We start from the raw sequence: 20170 nt of genomic DNA, 5'->3' as shown, positions 1-20170 counted from the left end.
AGCTATCTCCTGCGGGAAAGAACGCCCGCGGTTAGTGCGCCAGCTGACGCCGTTCAATGACTCTGCTCATCGCGGTCAGGGCTGCGCTAGCCTCACGAATAGCGCGTCGGGAATATCGTCGAGCTCGGACAAGGTCAACGCGTCGCTGATCTGGTTCGATCCCGGCACGAAATTGACGGCTGCATCCGACAGCACGGGGATCCGAAAGGTATCGCCTTGCCAGTGCTGCAGCGCCCTGGGTGGAGCATTGCCCGCGATCATGAGCAAGCCCGCGCCATCTGGCTGAATGACAATGTCACCGTAATAGGGATGCGTATATCGACCCGCATAACGCTTGGTGTCGATCGTCTTGTCCGCACTGGCGGGGGGCGCGCCATGCAGACGGCCCGGACGGTCCAGCAACTGGATCAAGGCCTCATGCCATTTATCACGCAGATCGGGCCAGATATCCTGATCCGGACGATCACCGAACAGCAGGGACATGAGCTTGTATTCCAGCGCATCTGGCACGCCCATGGGCGGCGTGTTCGTGAGTATCACGATACCCAGGCGTTGAGCCGGCAAAAACGAGATCCGCGTATTGATGCCTTCCTCGAACGCGCCGTTATGCTCGAGCACTTTGCGGCCGTTATCGTTGCGGACCTCCAGCCCCAGTCCGTAATGCAGCGAGGGGAACGCGGGGTTGATGATGGTTTGCGCCGTCTGGGTTTCATGCATGGCGTCTTCGGAGACAATCTGTTTACCGTCCAACTGACCGGCATTCATCTCGAACGCGATAAAGCGCAGCATGTCATTCAGCGTGGAATACACGCCTCCTGCAGGAGCCTCGGCATTGTGCGAGTTGATCTCGGTCGCGACCGCCTTGCCATTGATGATCTCGTGGGCTGCCGAGCGGTTTTCCACCCCCAGGAATTCCTCGTGTGTGACGACGGTGTGGTTCATCCCCAGAGGCTTGATGATCCGGCTGCGCACCAGGTCTTCCCACGACATGCCTGCGGCCTGTGCAGCGACTTCGCCCGCCAGCGTGAGATTCCAATTGGAATAGGCATACTGCGTACGAAAGGGCGTGACTGGCGGCAGATATCGCAGCCGCTTGAACACCTCGGCGCGCGAATAGCTGAAGACCACCTCCAGGTCATCACCGTAGAACGACCCGTAGCCCGTGCGTTGCGACAGCAAATCGCGCAAGGTCATTTCACTGGTCACGTAAGGGTCCTGAAAACGGATGCCGGTGGCCAGGTCCGACACCTTGCTATCCCATTGCACAGCGTCATCGCCTACCAGCGCCGCGACCGACGCGCCGGCAAACACCTTGGACACCGAGGCCAAAGGAAACAGCGTATCGGCATCGACCGGTTTGCCGTTGCGGGCATCGCGCACGCCATAGCCGCGGGCCAGCACGGGTTTGCCGTCCACAAGGATGCCTACCGCCATACCCGGCAACCCACTGCGCGCCAGCAGATCGCTTGCGTAGGCCTCAAACGCCGGCAGGACTCGCGAGACTTGCTCTGTGGTCAACGCCCGGGCGGTCGTGGCCTCGCTGGTGTCCAAGTTATAGGCGTGGGCGCGGTCCACGCTGGCGATGGCCATGACCGCGGCAATCGCGGCGGATATCACACTGTGCCGATAGCACGGGAATAGCTGTTTCATACGAATCCCTATTCGGTTGTCCTGCAACGTAGTGCCTGTTCCGGATGCGAGCGTCAGTCCGACTTGTCCGCTATTGCCATCCCGTCTGATAAATCAATCGCAGCAATGCCTGATTGAATGCCACGCCTTGCTCCTGCTGCCGCAAAAATCCAGCTTGCACAATCAAGCCAAAATCCGTTTGATAGGCCGCCGTGGCCGACCAGCCCCAATCGTTGTTATCGACAAAGCCCTGGTCGGCCAAACTCCCTTGGATGGCGTTCAGATCACGCCGCGCCGCGGTGAGCGTGTACAGCATCTGGCCGTGGCTGAGGCTGGCTGACAGCACGGTATCGGTGGCGGCCGCCTGGCGTCCCATATAGCCGCGTAGATACACGGCTTCGGCAAACAATCGCAATCCCCAGGTCTCGGACAGTGGCGTGTCGTAGTTGACGGTGACCGACATGCCGGTTTCGCCGCGCTCGTCCGCCTCGCCGTCGCCACGCGCCATTCGGCCTACCGCGATACCGCCGCGCAAACCGGGCAGGCCGGGAATATCCGAAATGTCATAGGCGATTCCGCCGGATTGCAATCCATGAGTATTGCCTGGGCCTCCGTCTTCGAGTTGTGGCAGGGCGGGATAGTCTTTTGTCCAGGTATGCCCGAATATCGTGTTGTCCCGCTTGAACACAATAGAGGTCAGGGTGTGGCGCGCCGAGTCCGCGTTTTTCCATGACCACCGCGCACCCAGGCCCAACGAGCCGGGATAACTGTAATCCCCGGAAAATCCGCTATAGATGCCGTCGACGGTCTGCCAGGCCTCGCCATAGCCCACCTCGAATTTCCCCGCAAACAGTGTGGTGTGGCCGGCATCGTAGGTCACGAACAGATTGCGCAGCTGCCCATCCAGTTGTTCAAAGGCGCGATCTTCGGGCGCGGTGGCAAACGAGCGGAATTCCGCCAATCCCGATATCGCGAGCGCGGGAGTCAGTTTTGCAACGATGGCGCCCTGCATAAAGGGATCCACCGTGTTCCACGATGACGGCAGCCCCGAGCCCTCAGGGCCTTTGACATCATAGAAATGGGCGTTTTCGATGTAGCCGATGAACTGGCCGGAGACATGCGGATAGGTTTCGTGCGGAGCAATGGCCGGATCAACTGCCGGGTCCAGAATGATCTCTGACTGCGATGCCCGCGCCGCGCTGGGCCCGATAGCGTGGCCTGCCAGCATCGTAAAGATGACTGCGCCAGAGAGGGACTGCCATCTTCGGAGTGCCGGCATAGGTGGAGGCCAACCCAAAAGAAACAAAAAGTGTTGCGATATTAGCAAAAACTTCAATAAAACAACACATTGCCGTCTTTTGAAGGCGCCGAGGGCGGCAACACTGAATACCCAGAGTGGTTCAAAAAGGGCTTGAAAACGCGCGATCGCCGCTGCGGGACAGGGGCGTATGCGGCATGCGACTTGCTGATGGGCAGACAGGCGCCACGCCCTCGCGGCGCCGCCGCGGAATATGTGCCGCGCACATCAGGAGATAAGCATGATGAATCGCTTTGTAAACAGTGGTCTGGCCGTCGTATTGACCTTGGGCATGATGGGTGTCAGTGCCGCACAGGCGCCCACCACGCCACAGCCTAGTCAACCCGTCACCAAGTTGGACAGTACCGATCGGGAATTTTTGAATGATGCCGCCCACTCCGGCGCGTTGGAAATTCAGGCGAGCAAAGTCGCGCTGGAAAAGGGACGTCACGCCGACGTCAAGGCCTTTGCGCAAAAGATGATCGACGAGCATACCAAGGTCGCTCAGAAGTTGTCCGAGCTGGCCAAGAGCAAGGGATATGAAATCCCGAGCGACCCTTCAATGATGCAAAAGGCCAAGCTCAAGATGTTGGATGTACGTGACGACAGCTTTGACGAAGCCTACGCGAAAGAGATCGGTGTTTCGGCTCATGAGGACGCCGTGAAGCTGTTCGAGAAAGCTTCCAGCGAAGCGCAAGACCCCGACGTCAAACAGTTCGCGACAGAAACGCTGCCTAGCCTGAAGCATCATCTCGAGGAGGCTCGCAAGCTGCAGCAAACCGTGGCGCCGGCAAAACAGTAGACGGGAAGTCTCTGGCCGTTCCCTCATGGTGGTAGAAAAGCATGCTGACGCGTGAAAGGAATGCACTCGTCGTGGTGTCTCCGCATCTGGACGATGGAGTGTTCAGCTGCGGAGATCTCTTGGCCCGCAGTCGCCTGAGTACGGTCATTACGGTGTGCACGGGATTGCCGGAGGATCCCGCGCGCTTGACCTCGTGGGATCAGCGCTGCGGATTTCCGACTGCCCGGGCCGCGCTGAAGGGTCGTCTGGAGGAAAACCGCGAAGCGCTGAGGCTGCTGGGCAGCGACGGCGTGGAGCTGGGCCTGCCGGATAGCCAATACGTGCACAATTGGCAGCCCTTTATTCCTTTGCTGCGCGAGTCGCTGAAGAATGCGCTCGCGCGGCTGCATCCTCGTCAGGTTGTGATGCCGTTAGGGTTGTTTCACGAGGATCACATCCGCGTATCGGACATATTGCTATCGTTGTTGTACCTGTTTCCAGGTGCCGTCTGGATGGCATATGAAGACGTGCCTTATCGTGCACGCCCTGACGCCGTGCCGCAACGGCTGTCTGTGATTCGCCAGCGGGGCATAGAGACATCGCGGGTGCCCACACCATGTCGCTCGGACCGTAAATCCCGGGCGGTGTGCGCGTATGGCAGCCAGCTGCGAGGCTTTGGCGCCTGTCCGGACGATCTGGCGCGCCCCGAGGGCTATTGGCGATTGACGCCATCGGGAGACGGACCATGATCGCTTCCGATCAACGTGTCACGCCGCGCGTGTCGATCGTTCTGCTGACCTACAACCGCCAGAACGAAGTGTGCGCAACGCTCGCGCGCTTGAAGGAGCTGTCTACGGCAACGGGTCCGCCGCCGATTATTGTGGTGGACAACGCAAGCACCGACGGCACCGCGCAGCGCATCGCCGACGAATATCCCGATGTCGAGTTGGTCGTGTCGCAGACCAATCGGGGCGCGGCAGGCCGAAACCTGGGGGTGCAGCGCGTGCGTACACCGTATGTTGCGTTTAGCGACGACGATACCGCGTGGTCGCCGACGGCGCTGGACACCGCCACCGAAATTTTGGATGCGCACCCGCTTATCGCCGTACTCAATGCGCAGATCCTGGTCGGCAACGAGGGTCGGATAGATCCCGCCTGCGAGGTCATGGCCGCCAGCCCGCTGGCCGAAGTGGACGATGTCGGCCCGGAACTGGTCGGATTCATGGCAGGAGCCTGTGTCATGCGGACCGCGGCGTTCCGCGACGCGGGCGGTTATTGGCCGCCGCTGTTCATCGGCGGCGAGGAAACCCTGTTGGCGTTGGACATTCTGGAACAGGGCCAGTGCATCGTCTACGCGCCAAGCGTCGTGACGCATCATTGGCCGTCTTCGTTACGGGATAACGTGCGGCGGCGCCGGTTGATGACGCGCAACAGTATCTGGACAGCATGGCTGCGGCTGCCGGTGCATATGGCCATACGCTGCAGCATTGAGGAATTCAAGAACACGCCATCGCTACCTGCCCGGCTGCAACTGCTGACAGACGTATTGAGAGGGACCGTCATGATATGGCGTCACCGGCGGTGCGTGAATCCCTCTGTTTGTGCACGGGTCGAACGGGTATCGCGATCGCGTACCGTTGGACTCAAAGGACCGGTGCACAGCCTATGAACGGTAAGACAGACGAATTCGCCGGCATATCGGATCAGGACGTCACGGGTGACAGCTTTGCACGCAAAGAGGTCACGCGCACGATCTTGCAGGCGTTGTGGAAGCATCGGGGCAGGACCGGGGCTGCAATCGCACTGCTGGTCGCAGCCAAATTGCTGATGGTGCTGGTCCCGTTTCTGCTGAAGTCCATCGTGGACAGGCTCAGCGAACCCGGATTGCTGGTTTTGCCTGTGTTTCTGCTATTGGGCTATGCGTTGATCCGGTTTGGCGGTAGCCTGTTCACCGAATTGCGCGATGTGGTGTTCGTACGTGTGGCGCAGCGGGCCGTGGCCGATTTCACTTTGAGGGTGTTCGATCACCTGCAGCGTTTAGGGGCGCGATTCCACGGCACGCGGCAGACCGGCAAGCTGGCGCGCGACGTGGAAAGAGGCACGGCCGGCATCGGGTTTCTGCTCGGTACTGCGCTTTTTACGCTGTTGCCCACGCTGGTCGAAATGGTTTCCGTGGTGTTGATTCTGGTCATGGGTTATAGCGCGTGGTTTGCGCTGGTCCTGGCCGCCACGTTCTCGGCCTACTTTGTTTATACCGTGATCATGGTGCGTAAAAGGGTGGTCTACCAGCGCCATATGAATGACCTGGACTCACGCGCCAGCGGCCGGATTGTCGATAGTCTTTTGAATTACGAGGCCGTCAAACTCAACGCGAACGAGGGGCTGGAATCCCGGCGATTGAGCCATGTGCTGGGATCATGGGTTGATGTGGGGATACGCAATCAAGCATCCCTGTCGCGGCTGCATGTAGGGCAGAGCGCCATCATCGCCTGCGGCGTGGCGACCGTCATGTTGTTGGCCGGCGAGCAGGTCGTGGACGCGCGGATGACAGTCGGCGATCTGGTATTGGTCAACGCATACATCATTCAGATCTGCCTGCCCTTGAATACGCTGGGCTTGATCTTTCGCCAAGCCAAAGAGGCTTTCGTGAATGCCGAGCGGGTCTGCGATCTGTTGCGCAAGCCCACGGAAACGGGCGACGATGCGACGCTGCCGGATCTGGATCCCGGCATGGGAGAAATCCGATTTGAGAAAATCAATTTCGGCTACGAGGCCGGGCGCCAGATCTTGTGGGATATCGATCTGACGGTTCCCGCGGGAACGACGCTGGCGGTGGTCGGCGGCAGCGGATCGGGCAAATCCACATTGGCACGCTTGTTGTTCCGTTTTTACGATCCCAGCGAAGGCAGCGTGCGCGTCAATGGCCAGGACCTGCGTACAGTCAACGTACGCAGTATTCGCAAAGCTCTCGGTATCGTGCCGCAGGATACGGTGTTGTTTAACGAAACCATCGCCTACAACATCGCCTACAGTCAACCCGGTGCGACACGCGATCAGATCGTCCAGGCGGCGCGTGGCGCTCGGGTGCATGAGTTCATCGAGAGTTTGCCCGGCGGCTACGAGACGCCGGTCGGCGAACGCGGCATCAAACTGTCCGGCGGCGAGCGTCAGCGCATCGCCATCGCCAGAGCGATCCTCAAGAATCCCTCCATCATGGTCTTTGACGAGGCGACATCGGCGCTGGACACGCGCACCGAGCGCGCGATACAAGCCGAGCTGGAACGCCTGTCGCGCGGCCGTACCACGCTGATCATCGCGCATCGCCTGTCGACGATAGTGCACGCGGACAACATCGTGGTGCTGGATCGAGGCCGCGTCATCGAACAGGGCCAGCATAAGGACCTCTTGGCGCAGCAGGGCATGTACGCGCAAATGTGGGCGTTGCAGCGCCAGCAGTCCGAGCTGGAGGAAGCCCAGGACCGCCAGACCCGACAGCCCGTGAATCTGGTGGCAGTTGTGGCAGGGGTATTGGATGCGATACGGGAGGTCGCGGCAGAGCGCGGCGTAAACCTGTATACCCTCATCGGCAACGAGGCGGCGCGGATCAGTGGCGATCCCAGTACCTTGCAGCAGTTGGTATGGGATCTATGCCTGCATGCGATCGCGGTCACGCCACCTGGCGGACGCATCGAAATACGGCTGCAACGCAATGGTCCCATGGCGCATCTGGCAGTGACCGATGGGCGTTCGGACCTCGTGTCCTCGACGGGACAGGATGGTTCCGAAGCGCTGCGCCGCGCGGCGGCACTGGACCCGGCTCAGCTGGCTGCACAGGTCCAGCGCCAAGGCGGCGTCTTTCACAGCGCGGCAGCCGATGTAGGCGGAGTGACGTTCTCTGCGGATTTTCCGATTCGGGCCGTTGAGCCCACTGTCACACGGCGGGATGCGCAACGTGTCGATGTGCAGAATGTGTCAGTAATCGTGGTGGACGATCAGGACGAGGCGCGCGAGATGATCGCCGAGGTGCTGAGGGACAACGGCGCACGGGTGACCGAATATGCCGACGGCGAGCAGGCGTTGGCTGCGTTCAAGGCTATGTCCGCGGATCAATGGCCCGACGTGCTGATCTGCGACCTGTCCCTGGGCGAGATGGATGGCTACGAGGTCATTGGCAGGATCCGAGCCCTGGAGGCCGAGCGAGGCGCGGCGTTGGCGCATCGCCTGCCTGCCATTGCGTTATCGGGGTTTGCAGAGCCCGAATACCGATTGCGTACCTTGCTGGCCGGGTTCCAGATTCATTTGGCCAAACCGGTCAATACCCAGGAACTGCTGGCGACGGTGGGAGCCTTGTTGCCCGCTGCGCCGGCAAACGCCGGTAGCGGCCAGGACAAAGGCTGACTGCCGCGCAATCGCACGATTTCTAAAGCTTGATCGTCCCGCAGCACTTCTTACGCCTGCCGGTAAGAAGTGCCGCATCGCGCGGGCTTTCCTGTTGCACCGGCATACATCGCCGTATGCGCCCCTTAACGGCACAGCACTTGCTTCAAACGCGATACCGGCGTGCGTCACCCGTCGAGCGCTGGCTAGAAAACGGAGCTTCATTATGAGAAAGATTGCCCTCATCAGCGAGCATGCGTCACCGCTCGCGCTGGCAGGCGGCGTCGATAGCGGCGGACAGAACATCTATGTGGCGCAGGTTGCCCGTCAACTGGCGCGCGCAGGGCTTCAAGTCGATGTTTTCACGCGCAAGGATGACCCACTGCTGACAACAGAACAGGAATGGATGGACGGCGTCAATATCGTGCATGTTCCGGCAGGGCCGGCGAGCTATCTGCCAAAGGAACAAATGCTGCCGTATATGGACGAATTCAGCGCCTTTTTGCAACGGTACTTCGCACGGCAACGCCGTGGCTACGATGTCGTTCATGCCAATTTTTTCATGTCGGCGTTGGCGGCATTACCCGTATCGCAACGATTTGGCGTGCCGATGGTGGTGACTTTTCATGCACTGGGCAAGGTACGTCGCCGCTATCAGCAGGAAGCAGACCGTTTTCCTGATAGCCGATTTGACATCGAAGATGAAATCGTCCGTCACGCTGACTGCATCATCGCGGAATGTCCGCAAGATCGGCGCGACCTGATGGAGCTGTACGAGGCCGATCCCACGCATATCGACATCGTGCCCTGCGGCTACGATGCCGGGGAAATGAAACCGCAACCCAAAGCCGCCGCGCGCGCCGCACTCGGCTGGGATGAGGGGACTTTCACCTTGCTGCAGTTGGGACGCATGGTACCGCGCAAAGGCGTCGACAACGTGATTCGGGCGTTGGGACGATTGCGCCACCGCTACGGCATCGACGCGAAATTGCTGGTCGTCGGCGGAAACTCCGAAGACGCAAACGAAACCGCAACCCCTGAAATCGGACGATTGCGCGGCATCGCAGCAGAAGAGGGCGTCTCCTCGCTGGTGCAATTTACCGGCCGCCGCAATCGCGACCAACTGGCAACGTACTACAGCGCCAGCGACGTGTTTGTGACCACACCATGGTATGAGCCGTTTGGCATTACGCCAGTCGAAGCCATGGCGTGCGGCCGGCCCGTGATTGGCGCCGATACCGGGGGCATACGCACAACCGTCGTGAACGGAAAAACCGGGTTTCTGGTTCCCCCTAAAAATCCCGACAAGCTGGCCGAACGCCTGGCGCAACTGGCCTCGAATCCCGAACTATGCGAACGGATGGGCGAGGCGGGCCGATTGCGCGCCAGACGGCTTTATACATGGCAACGCGTGGGACAGGATCTGCTGTCGGTCTATGAGCGCCTCGAAGCAGGCAAGACCGGCCGCACTCGTCATGCCGTTCAAATTGCGGCGTAAAGGAGCGAAATGATGCATGAATTCGAAACACTGAAAGATCGCGCAATTCTGGTGACAGGCGGTGGCAGCGGGCTGGGCGCGGCATTGTGCCAGATGCTGGCGGCCGAAGGGGCCCGTGTCGCGGTGGCGGACATCGACGAACAACGCGCAATGAAACTGGCCGGGCAGTTGAAGGAGACCGGCGCCCAGGCCATGGCCTGCGGCATGGATGTCGGCGTGGTGGTGGATGTGCGCAATGGACTCGATGCCGTGGTCAGTCAATTCGGCAAGCTGGACGCCATCGTCAATAGCGCCGGTGTGGACGTGACGGCGCCAATCGACACGCTGGATACCGACGTGTGGGAAAGAGTGCTGCGCACCAATCTGACGGGCCCATTCCTGATGGCGAAAATGGGCAAGGACCGGTTGAGTCCCGGCGGACACATTGTGAATATCGCATCCACGGCCGCCCGGCGAGCCTGGCCGAATGCCAGCGCCTACCATGCCAGCAAATGGGGGCTGATGGGTCTGTCGCATGCCTTGCATGCGGAGCTGCGAGGTGCAGGCCTGAAAGTCAGCGCCGTCATCGCGGGCGGCATGCGCACGCCGTTTCTGCTGGATCGATTTCCAGACATTGACGTCGGCACCTTGCAGGATCCCGCCAACGTCGCACGTGCCGTGCGCTTTATCTTGACCCAGCCGCCGGAAACCGTCGTGCCCGAAGTCATGGTGTTGCCGATGAAGGAAACATCATGGCCCTGAGGCCCGCAGTGTTCCTGGATAAAGACGGCACACTGCTGGTTGACGAGCCTTATAACGTCGATCCGGATCTCATGAGTTACGCGCCGGGCGCCGCGCAGGCGCTCTCGTGTCTGGCGGCTGCCGATCTCCCCTTGGTTGTGATCAGCAATCAGGCGGGAGTCGCCCGAGGATACTTTTCCCCGGATGCCTTGATTCGAGTCGAGCACAAATTGGCCGAGATGTTTCGTGCAGCGGGTGCGCGGCTTGACGGTTTTTACTGGTGCCCGCATGACCCGGCGGGCATATTGCCGGATTACGCCGTCGAATGCGAGTGCCGCAAGCCTCAGCCGGGCCTGCTTTTACGGGCTGCACGGGAGCTGGACCTGGATCTGCAGGCATCGTGGTTCATCGGCGATATTCTCGACGATGTGCAAGCCGGTCATCTGGCAGGGTGCCGCAGTGTCTTGCTGGACGTGGGCCACGAAACCGAATGGCGCATGACACCGGAACGCGAGCCCGATCGATGCGCCGCGGACCTATACGAGGCAGCTCGCCTGGTACTGAACGCCATGGCCAATGACGCCGCGGCACGAGGGAGTTGACCATGGCGTGGGATTGGGCTGCGAAACGGCATGTTTTATGCGTGCGCTTGGACAATATGGGCGATGTGCTGATGTGCAGTCCGGCAATTCGCGCATTGCGCGAATCCGGCGCTTCGCGCATATCGTTGCTGGCTTCCGTCGCTGGCGCTCACGTGGCGCCCTATATTCCCGAGATCGACACGGTGCTGGCCTATGACCCTGCGTGGGTCAAAAACAATTCGTCCGGACAAGACGACGATATCAACATGATAGGCAGATTGCGCGCATTGCGCCCAGACGCCGCGGTGATCTTCACCTCTTTCAGCCAGAGCGCCTTGCCCGCGGCGCTGATGTGCCATCTGGCCGGCATACCGAGCGTACTGGCTCATTGCCGCGAAAACCCTTATCGCTTGTTGTCGGATTGGGTACGTGACACCGAACCTCAGAGCGGCATCCGTCACGAGGTCCAACGCCAACTCGATCTCGTCGCGCATGTAGGCGCGCATAGCGCAGAGACTCGGCTGTCATTTCGTGTCCGTGATGGCGATAGGCTTTCACTCAAGCACAAACTCGTGCATCTGGGCGTGAGCGAAACGGAAGGTTGGATTTGCGTACATGCGGGCGCTACCGCTGCCTCGCGCCGTTATCCGGCGGCATTGATGGTCCAGGCCTTGGTCGGGCTGCGGGGAGAAGGGCGCCGCATACTGCTGCTGGGCGGCCATGAGGATCTAGCATTATCCCAGGCACTGGCCGATCACCGTGCGCTATTGCCAGGTTTGATTGATCTGTCCGGTCAGCTGAGCTTGGGCGAATTAGGCGCCGCGCTGGAGGGGGCCGCAGTGATGATCTGCAATAACAGCGGCCCTGCGCATATTGCTGCCGCTTTGCAGACCCCGATTGTGGATCTCTATGCCCTGACCAATCCACAACACACGCCGTGGCAAACCGCCTCGCGCGTCCTTTATCACGATGTGCCCTGCAAGTACTGCTATCGCAGTGTTTGCGAACAAGGCCATCATGCTTGTCTCGCAGGCGTGGATCCACGCCGTGTCACAGCCGCGGCACGGGAGTTGCTGCAGCACGGGCGCGACGACAGCGTCGTTTCACTTCACGCGGAGGATGTCTCATGCTTACCCTAGGAATCAATGCCGCTTATCACGATTGCGCCGCGGCACTGGTGCGAGACGGCCAGGTGTTGGCCGCCGCGGAAGAAGAGCGCTTTACCCGGATAAAGCATGGCAAACGGCCCGTGCCGTTTACGGCGTGGCAGTTGCCGTATCACGCGATCGACTATTGTCTGGCGCAGGCCGGCGCTCATCTGGGACAGGTCGATCATATTGCGTACGCCTACGACCCAAAGCTGCTGATGCCGGCGGGCAATGCCGAGCCGAATGTTGTGCTGCCGCTCGAACCATCGAAGGCGGGCTTTGGACCTAACGGCGAATCGCCGTGGGATCCGTTGTTCATATCGTACCTGGTCAATGCCCCGCGGCAACTGCTCGATGGCGTGCCGCATCACCTCAGGTCGCCGCGGCTGGACGGCCTGACACTGGACCATATCAGAGACCGGTGGGTCAATCTGGACCATCATTTGTCGCACGAAGCGAGTGCGTTTCTAGCCGCGCCCTTTGACGAGGCTGCGGTGTTGACCATGGACGGCCGAGGCGAACGCACGACGACGAGTTTCGGCCATTTTTCGCAGGGCGAATATCACCGCATCAAACAAATCGATCTGCCGCATTCACTCGGCCTGCTGTATGAGGAAGTCACCCGGTACCTGGGCTTTCTGCATTCGTCCGACGAATACAAAGTGATGGCCCTCGCATCGTTCGGGAAACCGACGTATCGCAAGGAGTTTCGCGAGATCCTGAGCCTCGAGGACGAGGGGGGCTATGCTCTGCATCCCGCAAAGCTGGCCGAGCGATTCGGTCCTCCACGCCATCGCGGCGAACCGTTCGATGAACGGCACAAGGACATCGCCAGTTCCTTGCAGTATGTGTTGGAAGAAACCGCATTGCACATGACGCATTGGCTGCGCCAGCAAACCGGATCGTCGCGGCTGTGCATGGCCGGTGGTGTGGCGCTGAACTGCGTGATGAACGCGCGTATCGCGCGGGACGGGGAATTCGATCAAGTCTGGGTGCAGCCCGCTGCGGGCGACGCGGGGACGGCGTTGGGCGCGGCGCTATATGTGGATTATCAGCGCCGTGGCGGTCCCCGTGAATGGGTCATGGACCATGCCTACCTGGGCCCCGACTATACGGACGAGGAAATCGAGCGGTTCCTCTATCAATCGAGATTGGCATTTCGCAAGCTGGACGATGTGGCGGAGGAGGCCGCAGAGCTGCTGGCCCAAGAAAAAATACTGGGATGGTTTCAGGGGCGCATGGAGTTCGGCCCGCGCGCGTTGGGCGCCAGATCGATCCTGGCGTCGCCGTTGGACAGCGCGATGCAGGCACGCTTGAACGGCCTGAAAGACCGTGAAGACTTCAGGCCCGTCGCGCCGGTGGTGATGGAGGAACGCGCCACAGCCTGGTTCGACGGCCGCGGCGCGGCGTCGATCTGCGCGCCATTCATGTTGTTTGTCTATGACGTATTGCCGCATCGTGCGAAACAGATTCCCGCGGTGAGGCATATAGATGGAACCGCTCGCGTACAAACGGTGAGACGGGATCAGAACGCGCGCTATTACGACCTGCTGGCCGCATTTGAAAAGCGTACCGGCGTGCCTGTTCTGGTCAACACCTCATTCAACACGCGTGGCGAGCCTGTGGTGTGCAGCCCGCGCGACGCACTGGAGTCTTTCTGGACGTCGCCACTGGATGCATTGGTGATTGGATCTTATCTCGTTGAGAAACCGCGATGACCGCAACGACTGCACCTGCCATTCTGGTGTCGGTGATTGTGCCGACGTATCACCGTCCGGATCTGCTGGAGCGGTGTTTGCAGGCATTGGCCAATCAGCATTTTCCTCGTGACAGCTATGAGATCATCGTCTGCGACGACGGGCGCAGCGACGCCACGCGCCGGCAGGTCGGTAAATGGCAGCAGGCCCAGCATGACCGGCCCGCCGTGCGCTATCTTGCCGTGACGGGCACCAAAGGCCCCGCGGGCGCACGCAATATGGGCTGGCGCAATGCACGTGGCGGCATCATCGCATTCACGGACGATGACACGATCCCGGCGCCTGACTGGTTGGGGCAGGGGGTACAGGCGATGACTGCAAGCGTTGCGGCCGTCACAGGCGTCACGGAAATGCCGTTGCCCGATCCTCCCAGCGATTATGAACGCGATGCCGCTGGGTTGACTCGCTCGGCCTTTATCACTGCCAACTGCTTTGTCCGCCGCTCAGCATTAGAAGCGGTCGGCGGCTTTGACACGCGCTATACCATGGCATGGCGAGAAGACTCCGACTTGCATTTTGCGCTCCTGGATCGTGGGTTCTCGGTTCAGGCGGCGCCCTTGGCGCGCGTGCTGCATCCCGTGAGGCCCTTTCCGTTTGCGGCGGGGCTGGGAATGCAGAAAAAGGTAATGTTCGATATGTTGTTGCGGCGGAAGTATCCGTTCTTATATCGCAAGCATATCCGCAGCCGTTGGCCCACCTTTTATTTGTATGTGACTGCATCGTTTCTCGCGGCGATCGTCTTGGCGATCGCTGGACAGTATCTGTGGGCGGGCGCGGCTGCGGGGATCTGGTTGATGCTGACCATCATCTTCTTTGTGCGCCGGCTTCGCGGTACGCGCCGCTCGGTGCAGACTGTCGCCGACTTGATGATTACATCGGTCTGCATCCCCTTGCTGTCCATTCTATGGCGCGTAGTGGGACTCGTGCGATTCCAGAGGGCGGCAATATGACTGCGGTACTTGACCCCCAGCATCCCCCGCATCGCATCATCGTATTCCGTGCGCTGCAGCTGGGTGATATGTTGTGCGCGGTGCCTGCGTTCAGGGCGGTGCGGCAGGCCTTTCCGCGCGCTCAGATTGTCTTGGCCGGGTTGCCAGGGGCACGGGAGTTCGTCGATAGATTCCATGCCTATGTGGATGAATTGACACCATTCCCCGGGGATCCTGCCTTTCCGGAACAAAAGCCCGATGAGGCAGCACTACCGGAGTTCTTTGATCGCATCCGGGCGTGGCAACCCGATGTCGCATTGCAACTGCACGGCAGCGGGCGTCAGTCTAACGAGGTGGTGCGCCAATTCGGCGCGCGGCAATGGGCTGGCTTTGTGCCGGATGCCAGCGAGGAAGTCCCCGGTGCTCGCCTGGCATGGCCAGACCATCTGCCAGAGGTGCTGCGGTATCTGGCGCTGCTGCGTTTTGCGGGCTTGGAAAATGTACACGATGAACACCTGGAGTTCCCGTGTTCTCATGCGGATGAGCGAGACGCCATAGAACTGATGCGTCAATGGGACCTGGATCCTCGCAGACTCGTACTCATCCATGTGGGGGCTCGCCTGGCCTCGCGCCGGTGGCCGTTGGCGCGTTTCGCGGACCTCGCGCGAGGCTTGCATCAAGATGGTTGGCAAATCGCATTGACCGGGACCACTGGCGAAAGCGCAATGACCACAGAGCTGCAGCAGCTCGCTCAAGTCCCTTTGACCGATCTGTCGGGCCTGACGAACCTGGGCAGCCTGGCGGCGCTGGTGCGAGCGAGCCGCTTGCTGGTTTGCAACGATACGGGGATATCCCATGTCGCAGCCGCGATGCAGGCGCCTAGTGTCGTGGTGGCCTGCGGTAGCGACACGCGCCGCTGGGCGCCGCTGAACCGCAGACGGCACCGTGTGCTGTCGGCAGATGTGCCGTGCCGTCCTTGCGCGCATCCAGTGTGTCCGATTGGACACCCCTGTGCGCTGCAGGTGACAGCGCCCGAGGTGTTGGCAGCGGCGCGGGATCAACTCTATGCGCACGAGAGGGTGACAGGATGAGAACCGCCTTTGATCGCGAGCCCGGCCGCCGTCTGCGTATCCTGACATGGCATGTCCATGGCAATTATCTCTACGCACTGCATCATGTGCCTCACGATTTCGTGGTGCCGGGCCTGGACCACGCGATGCCAGGATACGGCGCGCTGGGCAATCGGATTCCCTGGGGCAGCAATCTCACCCAGGTGCCGGCGGAACAGTTGCGGCACATGCAGTTCGACTGCATCCTGTATCAGGCCCGGCAGAATATCGAAGACGCCCGTCTTTTGCTGACCGATCAACAGCGTGCGCTGCCCAGCGTCTATCTCGAACACAATCCGCCCGAGCCGCATCCTACGGACACGCAGCATCCGTTTCAGCATCCGCGGGGCCTGATGGTTCATGTCACGCCTTTCAATGCAGTGATGTGGAACAGTGGCGGCATGCCTGTCAGGATCGTCGAGCATGCAGTGCCTGACCCTCAGGTCTCATACGACGGCAGCTTGGCGCAGGGCATCGTCGTCGTCAACCATCTGGCCCGGCGCGGACGGCGTATTGGGCGGGATATTTTCGAGCATATGCGTTTGCATACGCCCTTGGAATTGATCGGCATGGACGCCGAGGCATTGGGCGGTCTGGGTGAAATCCCCAACCTGCAAGTCGCCGCGCACATGGCCCGCTATCGTTATTTCTTCAGTCCGATCCGCTACGCCAGTCTGGGACTGTCCCTCGTCGAAGCGATGTTCTGCGGCCTGCCCGTCTTAGGGTATGCCACGACGGAACTGCCCACGGTGATTACCAATGGAAAAGAAGGCTATGTTGATACGCGGCTGGAGCGGCTGATCGAAGTCGCTCGCGAACTGATCGCCGACCGTGAATTGGCCCGCAAATGGGGCAGGGCGGCACGGGAAAAGGCGCTGCAACGGTTTGGCATGGAACGCTATATCGCCGACTGGCTCAACGTATTCGATACAGTGATGGAGCAGAGATGAAAAACGATATGACAGAAACGGGTCGAGCTTTGGTGGCGGGCGGTGCGGGCTTTTTGGGATCTCATCTCTGCACGCGATTACTGGTGGATGGGTGGGAGGTCATCTGCGTGGACAACTTTCAGACCGGGCGTGCCGGCAATCTGGCTGCGTTGGCCGATCATCCCCGGTTTACGGTACTGCGTCACGATGTGGTCGAGCCCCTGGGCGATCTGGGCGTGACGCGCATTTATAACCTGGCGTGTCCGGCTTCGCCGGCGCAGTATCAGGCCGATCCGATAAAGACGTTGCGGACGTGCTTGCTCGGGGCTATGCAGTTGCTGGAACTCGGCCGGCGTACGGGAGCAAGGGTCTTGCAAGCTTCTACAAGCGAGGTGTACGGCGATCCCTTGCAGCACCCGCAGCGCGAGGCCTATTGGGGACATGTGAATCCGGTCGGGCCGCGGGCCTGTTATGACGAAGGAAAACGCTGCGCCGAAACGCTGTTTATGGAATATGAACATCGAGAGGGAGTAGAGATCAGGATCGCGCGGATTTTCAATACCTATGGTCCCAAGATGTCGCCAAATGATGGCCGGGTAGTGTCCAACTTCATCAGCCAGGCATTGGCGGGCAAGCCGCTGACCATCTACGGTGATGGCACTCAGACGCGGTCGCTCTGTTATGTCGATGATTTGATCGACGGTCTCGTGCGGCTGATGGAAAGCCAGGAAAATATCTCGCAACCCGTCAACCTGGGCAACCCCGTGGAACTATCGATGCTGGACATCGCGGACCTTGTATTGGCATCGACGGGTGCACAAGTCCCGCTGGTGCACCAGGATCTGCCGGTAGACGATCCGGCCCATCGGTGCCCCGATATTTCGCTGGCGCAACGGTGCCTGGGATGGAATCCGAAAGTCAGCCCGGCCGAAGGTATCGCGCGCACCGTAGCCTATTTTGCGGCGGAGGCCCAAAAGGAGCCAGCGTACGCGAAATCTATGGCCAATGCTTGAATTTTTGTTGCAATGCAACAGGATTTCGATACAGAATAGGGCCTTGTGCCTCGATACACTGGCCTGCGTCAGTTGGATTAAGGGCACCACCGTGCGCCCATGGTTGGGCAGGGTGCTCATCAGCCGGTCTGACTCAGGAGAAAAAATGGAACGTTCCATCCTAGTTCAGCAGCCGAATTTTTCGTCAACGGCAGGGGTCTCGCCCGATGAGGCCGCTGTGTCCGCGACCGTTGTCCCCGCCGAGCCGTTGTCTTCGACCGACCGGACGATGGTGCTGCGGATGCTGAACGAGGCCTTGTCTATGGAAGTCATGTGCGCGCAGCGTTGCCAGAGCCAGGCGGTGTTGGCCCGCGGCCTGCAGGCGCCCGCCGTTGCAGAGGAACTGGAACGTCACGCCGCTGATGCCGATAGCCATGCTCAGCGCCTGTTGCAACGAATCGCTCAGCTGGACGGTGGATCACTCGCCTCGACAGAGCACCTGGTACACGTCAGCCAATCCGAGTATGTAGAGGGCGTTACCCTGACCGACATGCTCAACGAGAACCTGGTCACCGAACGGATAGCTGTTGCGGGCTATCGCGAGATGGTCGATTACCTGGGCGAAAAAGACCCCGTCACGCGCGATCTGCTGGCGGACATCATGGCCATGGAGGCCGCCCAAGTCCAAGAACTGGCGCGGCAATTGGGCGAAAAATAGGGCGTCTGTCCCCAACCTCGGCTGCTCGGGCCGAGCATTTCGCGTCACTGCGGCTGATACCCGTGCAATGCGCTCGTCTTGTAGACGTGTTTCAATCGGCATACACGTTTAACTTTCATTCGCCTGAATACCCCACCATGACCGCACCTTTTTTGCTCGCTGACTGCAAAGCCATCGCTTTCGACCTGGACGGCACCTTGCTCGACACGATGCACGACATCCGCGCATCCGTCAGTGTGGCGCTACGCGATTGCGGCTACGGCGAGCTGCCCGAGAATTACCTCATGCCGAATCTGCATGGGGCTTTTCCCGCAGTGCTGGTGGCCGTCATGCAGGACCGGAACGTGCCGCTGTCCGAATTGGATGCGGTGATAAAGGCCTATACCAAGCATTACGCCTATCTTGCTCACCGTAATTCGCAGCCGTATCCGGGTGTGATCGATTTCCTGGAAGATTGCCAATCGCGGGGGGTAAAACTGGCCGTATGCACCAATAAACTGCACGCTTCGGCTTTGAAGGCTCTAGAACAAAAAGGCCTGACGAGGTATTTCTCGGTTGTATTGGGCAGTGATTCGGTCAGCCGGCCCAAGCCTGACGGAGAACCGTTGTTAAAAGCCTTTGAGGCGATGGGCGTGGCCCCGGCCCAGGGCGCGTACGTTGGCGACACGCACGTCGATGCGATGAGCGCAAACAACGCAGGTGTGCCGTTTATGTGGTTTCGCGCAGGCTATGGTGGCGAGTTAGTCCACGAGTATCCTCAGGCCTTGGCTTTTGATGACTACGCCGAGCTGCTGACCGTGCACGATACAACTTTAAGTTCGTAACGCCGGGTTAGACGACACGTAGGCCACGCGCATCGTCGTCATCATTGTCAGGAACAGCTTAACTCCGGCGTCTGCGATACATCAGTGCCGCAGGCTCTCACTCCAACGGCTGGCCGAACCCCGTCAGAATCATCGCAATCACCCGATCGATCTGCTTTTGATCCAACGCATAAGCAGGCACCTCGGGCAGTTTCTGGTCGGGCTCTTTTGCCAACAACTCAAACCGGCGCGAGACCGGATCCAGATTGGCCAGCATATGAATCGCCGACCCGCGCGCGAATTCATAGTGCCAGATAACGGCTTCGCGGCTGAGCTGCGGAAATGTCTTGGCAATCGCATCCATAAAGCGGCGCGCGACATGCTGGTTGATATCGAAGGTATGGTAGCCCGTGCGCGCGTCAATACGCATTTGGAACACGCTGCGGACATAGAGGCTGCCGCCATCGGCTGAGCGCGACATCGTGAGGATAGGCTCGATCAGCGCAGCCAGGATGTCGCGGGGCGCCAATGCCTGTCCGGCGGCATTCAATTCATAGGCATCGAGCCTGGCCAGACGCTCGCGGTTGACTTCGCCGGTGATCTCCCGGTGAGCCAGGTTCACCAGCCCGTCTTTCGATTGAAAGTAATAGTTCACCGCGGCGCCATTGGCGCCCGAGGCGGCGGTGATGTCGCGCACGGTCGTGCCGTTGGGCCCTTTGCGTGCCACCAGCTCTTTGGCTGCGGCCAGGATGGCCTGGCGTTTGGGGCTGTTACGGCTATCCGTGTCGTCGAATTCTTGCATGGTGTCCATGTCCGGGGTGTTCCCCACATTTGGCGTACTCGGGTTTTCACCGAGGAAAAACGTCTTGCGCCATGGGATTGCTCGACATGATAATTCAAAC

18 protein-coding genes are annotated in these 20170 nt (G+C 60.2%); 15 read left to right on the top strand and 3 right to left on the bottom strand.

What is annotated here, in order from left to right; translation table 11 throughout:
- Positions 1-75: 75 nt before the first annotated feature.
- On the bottom strand, positions 76-1650 hold the full coding sequence (locus CAL20_RS11825; RefSeq protein WP_094837953.1) for a serine hydrolase: 1575 nt from the start codon (positions 1648-1650) through the stop codon (positions 76-78).
- Positions 1651-1720: 70 nt separating this feature from the next.
- Complete coding sequence (locus CAL20_RS11820) at positions 1721-2908, bottom strand: hypothetical protein (protein WP_141217679.1); 1188 nt, start codon at positions 2906-2908, stop codon at positions 1721-1723.
- Between the two features lie 259 nt (positions 2909-3167).
- On the opposite strand from CAL20_RS11820, the gene CAL20_RS11815 reads away from it, so the two are divergent.
- The 15 genes from CAL20_RS11815 (at position 3168) to CAL20_RS11745 (ending at position 19289) form a co-directional block, all read left to right on the top strand.
- Positions 3168-3728 carry a DUF4142 domain-containing protein gene (locus tag CAL20_RS11815; RefSeq protein WP_254924021.1) on the top strand — a complete coding sequence of 187 codons (561 nt, stop codon included), beginning with the start codon at positions 3168-3170 and terminating at the stop codon, positions 3726-3728.
- Between the two features lie 41 nt (positions 3729-3769).
- On the top strand, positions 3770-4456 hold the full coding sequence (locus CAL20_RS11810) for a PIG-L deacetylase family protein (protein WP_094821190.1): 687 nt from the start codon (positions 3770-3772) through the stop codon (positions 4454-4456).
- Entirely contained in the window at positions 4453-5376 is a 924-nt protein-coding gene (locus CAL20_RS11805; RefSeq protein WP_094821189.1) for a glycosyltransferase family 2 protein, read from the top strand. Before CAL20_RS11810 ends, CAL20_RS11805 begins: the two co-directional genes overlap by 4 nt.
- Positions 5373-8105 (top strand): ATP-binding cassette domain-containing protein, encoded by a 2733-nt coding sequence (locus CAL20_RS11800; protein ID WP_094821188.1) that lies wholly within the window; start codon positions 5373-5375, stop codon positions 8103-8105. Before CAL20_RS11805 ends, CAL20_RS11800 begins: the two co-directional genes overlap by 4 nt.
- A gap of 205 nt (positions 8106-8310) precedes the next feature.
- Entirely contained in the window at positions 8311-9582 is a 1272-nt protein-coding gene (locus tag CAL20_RS11795; RefSeq protein ID WP_094821187.1) for a glycosyltransferase family 4 protein, read from the top strand.
- Between the two features lie 12 nt (positions 9583-9594).
- The gene (locus tag CAL20_RS11790; protein ID WP_094821186.1) at positions 9595-10323 is read left to right on the top strand and encodes an SDR family oxidoreductase; all 729 of its coding nucleotides are present in this window, start codon (positions 9595-9597) and stop codon (positions 10321-10323) included.
- Positions 10314-10904 (top strand): D-glycero-alpha-D-manno-heptose-1,7-bisphosphate 7-phosphatase, encoded by a 591-nt coding sequence (locus CAL20_RS11785; protein ID WP_094821185.1) that lies wholly within the window; start codon positions 10314-10316, stop codon positions 10902-10904. The genes CAL20_RS11790 and CAL20_RS11785 overlap by 10 nt, the downstream gene beginning before the upstream one ends.
- Before the next feature lie 2 nt (positions 10905-10906).
- Positions 10907-12022 carry a glycosyltransferase family 9 protein gene (locus CAL20_RS11780; protein ID WP_094837952.1) on the top strand — a complete coding sequence of 372 codons (1116 nt, stop codon included), beginning with the start codon at positions 10907-10909 and terminating at the stop codon, positions 12020-12022.
- On the top strand, positions 12010-13749 hold the full coding sequence (locus tag CAL20_RS11775) for a carbamoyltransferase family protein (protein WP_094821183.1): 1740 nt from the start codon (positions 12010-12012) through the stop codon (positions 13747-13749). Before CAL20_RS11780 ends, CAL20_RS11775 begins: the two co-directional genes overlap by 13 nt.
- Positions 13746-14738 (top strand): glycosyltransferase, encoded by a 993-nt coding sequence (locus tag CAL20_RS11770; RefSeq protein WP_094837951.1) that lies wholly within the window; start codon positions 13746-13748, stop codon positions 14736-14738. Before CAL20_RS11775 ends, CAL20_RS11770 begins: the two co-directional genes overlap by 4 nt.
- Complete coding sequence (locus CAL20_RS11765; protein ID WP_094837950.1) at positions 14735-15808, top strand: glycosyltransferase family 9 protein; 1074 nt, start codon at positions 14735-14737, stop codon at positions 15806-15808. Before CAL20_RS11770 ends, CAL20_RS11765 begins: the two co-directional genes overlap by 4 nt.
- Positions 15805-16776, top strand: a complete 972-nt coding sequence (locus tag CAL20_RS11760) for a glycosyltransferase (RefSeq protein ID WP_094837949.1) — start codon at positions 15805-15807, stop codon at positions 16774-16776. Before CAL20_RS11765 ends, CAL20_RS11760 begins: the two co-directional genes overlap by 4 nt.
- Positions 16773-17768 (top strand): UDP-glucuronic acid decarboxylase family protein, encoded by a 996-nt coding sequence (locus tag CAL20_RS11755; RefSeq protein ID WP_254924020.1) that lies wholly within the window; start codon positions 16773-16775, stop codon positions 17766-17768. Before CAL20_RS11760 ends, CAL20_RS11755 begins: the two co-directional genes overlap by 4 nt.
- Positions 17769-17913: 145 nt before the next feature.
- Complete coding sequence (locus CAL20_RS11750) at positions 17914-18465, top strand: ferritin-like domain-containing protein (protein WP_176456497.1); 552 nt, start codon at positions 17914-17916, stop codon at positions 18463-18465.
- An 86-nt stretch (positions 18466-18551) separates the two neighbouring features.
- Positions 18552-19289, top strand: a complete 738-nt coding sequence (locus CAL20_RS11745) for an HAD family hydrolase (RefSeq protein WP_141217678.1) — start codon at positions 18552-18554, stop codon at positions 19287-19289.
- Between the two features lie 97 nt (positions 19290-19386).
- Here CAL20_RS11745 and CAL20_RS11740 read toward each other — a convergent pair whose 3' ends face one another.
- A complete protein-coding gene (locus CAL20_RS11740; RefSeq protein WP_176456496.1) occupies positions 19387-20079 on the bottom strand; it encodes a TetR/AcrR family transcriptional regulator in 693 nt (230 codons plus the stop codon).
- Positions 20080-20170 lie beyond the last annotated feature (91 nt).

It is taken from the genome of Bordetella genomosp. 4 (assembly GCF_002261185.1).
Taxonomy (GTDB): domain Bacteria; phylum Pseudomonadota; class Gammaproteobacteria; order Burkholderiales; family Burkholderiaceae_B; genus Bordetella_A.
This window is presented reverse-complemented; position numbering and strand designations above follow the sequence as displayed.

Excerpts from the sequence above, each read along its gene's own strand:
- CAL20_RS11750 (WP_176456497.1), top strand. The coding sequence starts at position 17,914 with ATGGAACGTTCCATCCTAGTTCAGCAGCCGAATTTTTCGTCAACGGCA.
- CAL20_RS11815 (WP_254924021.1), top strand. The coding sequence starts at position 3,168 with ATGATGAATCGCTTTGTAAACAGTGGTCTGGCCGTCGTATTGACCTTG.
- CAL20_RS11820 (WP_141217679.1), bottom strand. The coding sequence starts at position 2,908 with ATGCCGGCACTCCGAAGATGGCAGTCCCTCTCTGGCGCAGTCATCTTT.
- CAL20_RS11800 (WP_094821188.1), top strand. The coding sequence starts at position 5,373 with ATGAACGGTAAGACAGACGAATTCGCCGGCATATCGGATCAGGACGTC.
- CAL20_RS11775 (WP_094821183.1), top strand. The coding sequence starts at position 12,010 with ATGCTTACCCTAGGAATCAATGCCGCTTATCACGATTGCGCCGCGGCA.
- CAL20_RS11825 (WP_094837953.1), bottom strand. The coding sequence starts at position 1,650 with ATGAAACAGCTATTCCCGTGCTATCGGCACAGTGTGATATCCGCCGCG.
- CAL20_RS11770 (WP_094837951.1), top strand. The coding sequence starts at position 13,746 with ATGACCGCAACGACTGCACCTGCCATTCTGGTGTCGGTGATTGTGCCG.
- CAL20_RS11755 (WP_254924020.1), top strand. The coding sequence starts at position 16,773 with ATGAAAAACGATATGACAGAAACGGGTCGAGCTTTGGTGGCGGGCGGT.
- CAL20_RS11780 (WP_094837952.1), top strand. The coding sequence starts at position 10,907 with ATGGCGTGGGATTGGGCTGCGAAACGGCATGTTTTATGCGTGCGCTTG.
- CAL20_RS11805 (WP_094821189.1), top strand. The coding sequence starts at position 4,453 with ATGATCGCTTCCGATCAACGTGTCACGCCGCGCGTGTCGATCGTTCTG.
- CAL20_RS11785 (WP_094821185.1), top strand. The coding sequence starts at position 10,314 with ATGGCCCTGAGGCCCGCAGTGTTCCTGGATAAAGACGGCACACTGCTG.
- CAL20_RS11760 (WP_094837949.1), top strand. The coding sequence starts at position 15,805 with ATGAGAACCGCCTTTGATCGCGAGCCCGGCCGCCGTCTGCGTATCCTG.
- CAL20_RS11790 (WP_094821186.1), top strand. The coding sequence starts at position 9,595 with ATGCATGAATTCGAAACACTGAAAGATCGCGCAATTCTGGTGACAGGC.
- CAL20_RS11810 (WP_094821190.1), top strand. The coding sequence starts at position 3,770 with ATGCTGACGCGTGAAAGGAATGCACTCGTCGTGGTGTCTCCGCATCTG.
- CAL20_RS11765 (WP_094837950.1), top strand. The coding sequence starts at position 14,735 with ATGACTGCGGTACTTGACCCCCAGCATCCCCCGCATCGCATCATCGTA.
- CAL20_RS11740 (WP_176456496.1), bottom strand. The coding sequence starts at position 20,079 with ATGGACACCATGCAAGAATTCGACGACACGGATAGCCGTAACAGCCCC.
- CAL20_RS11795 (WP_094821187.1), top strand. The coding sequence starts at position 8,311 with ATGAGAAAGATTGCCCTCATCAGCGAGCATGCGTCACCGCTCGCGCTG.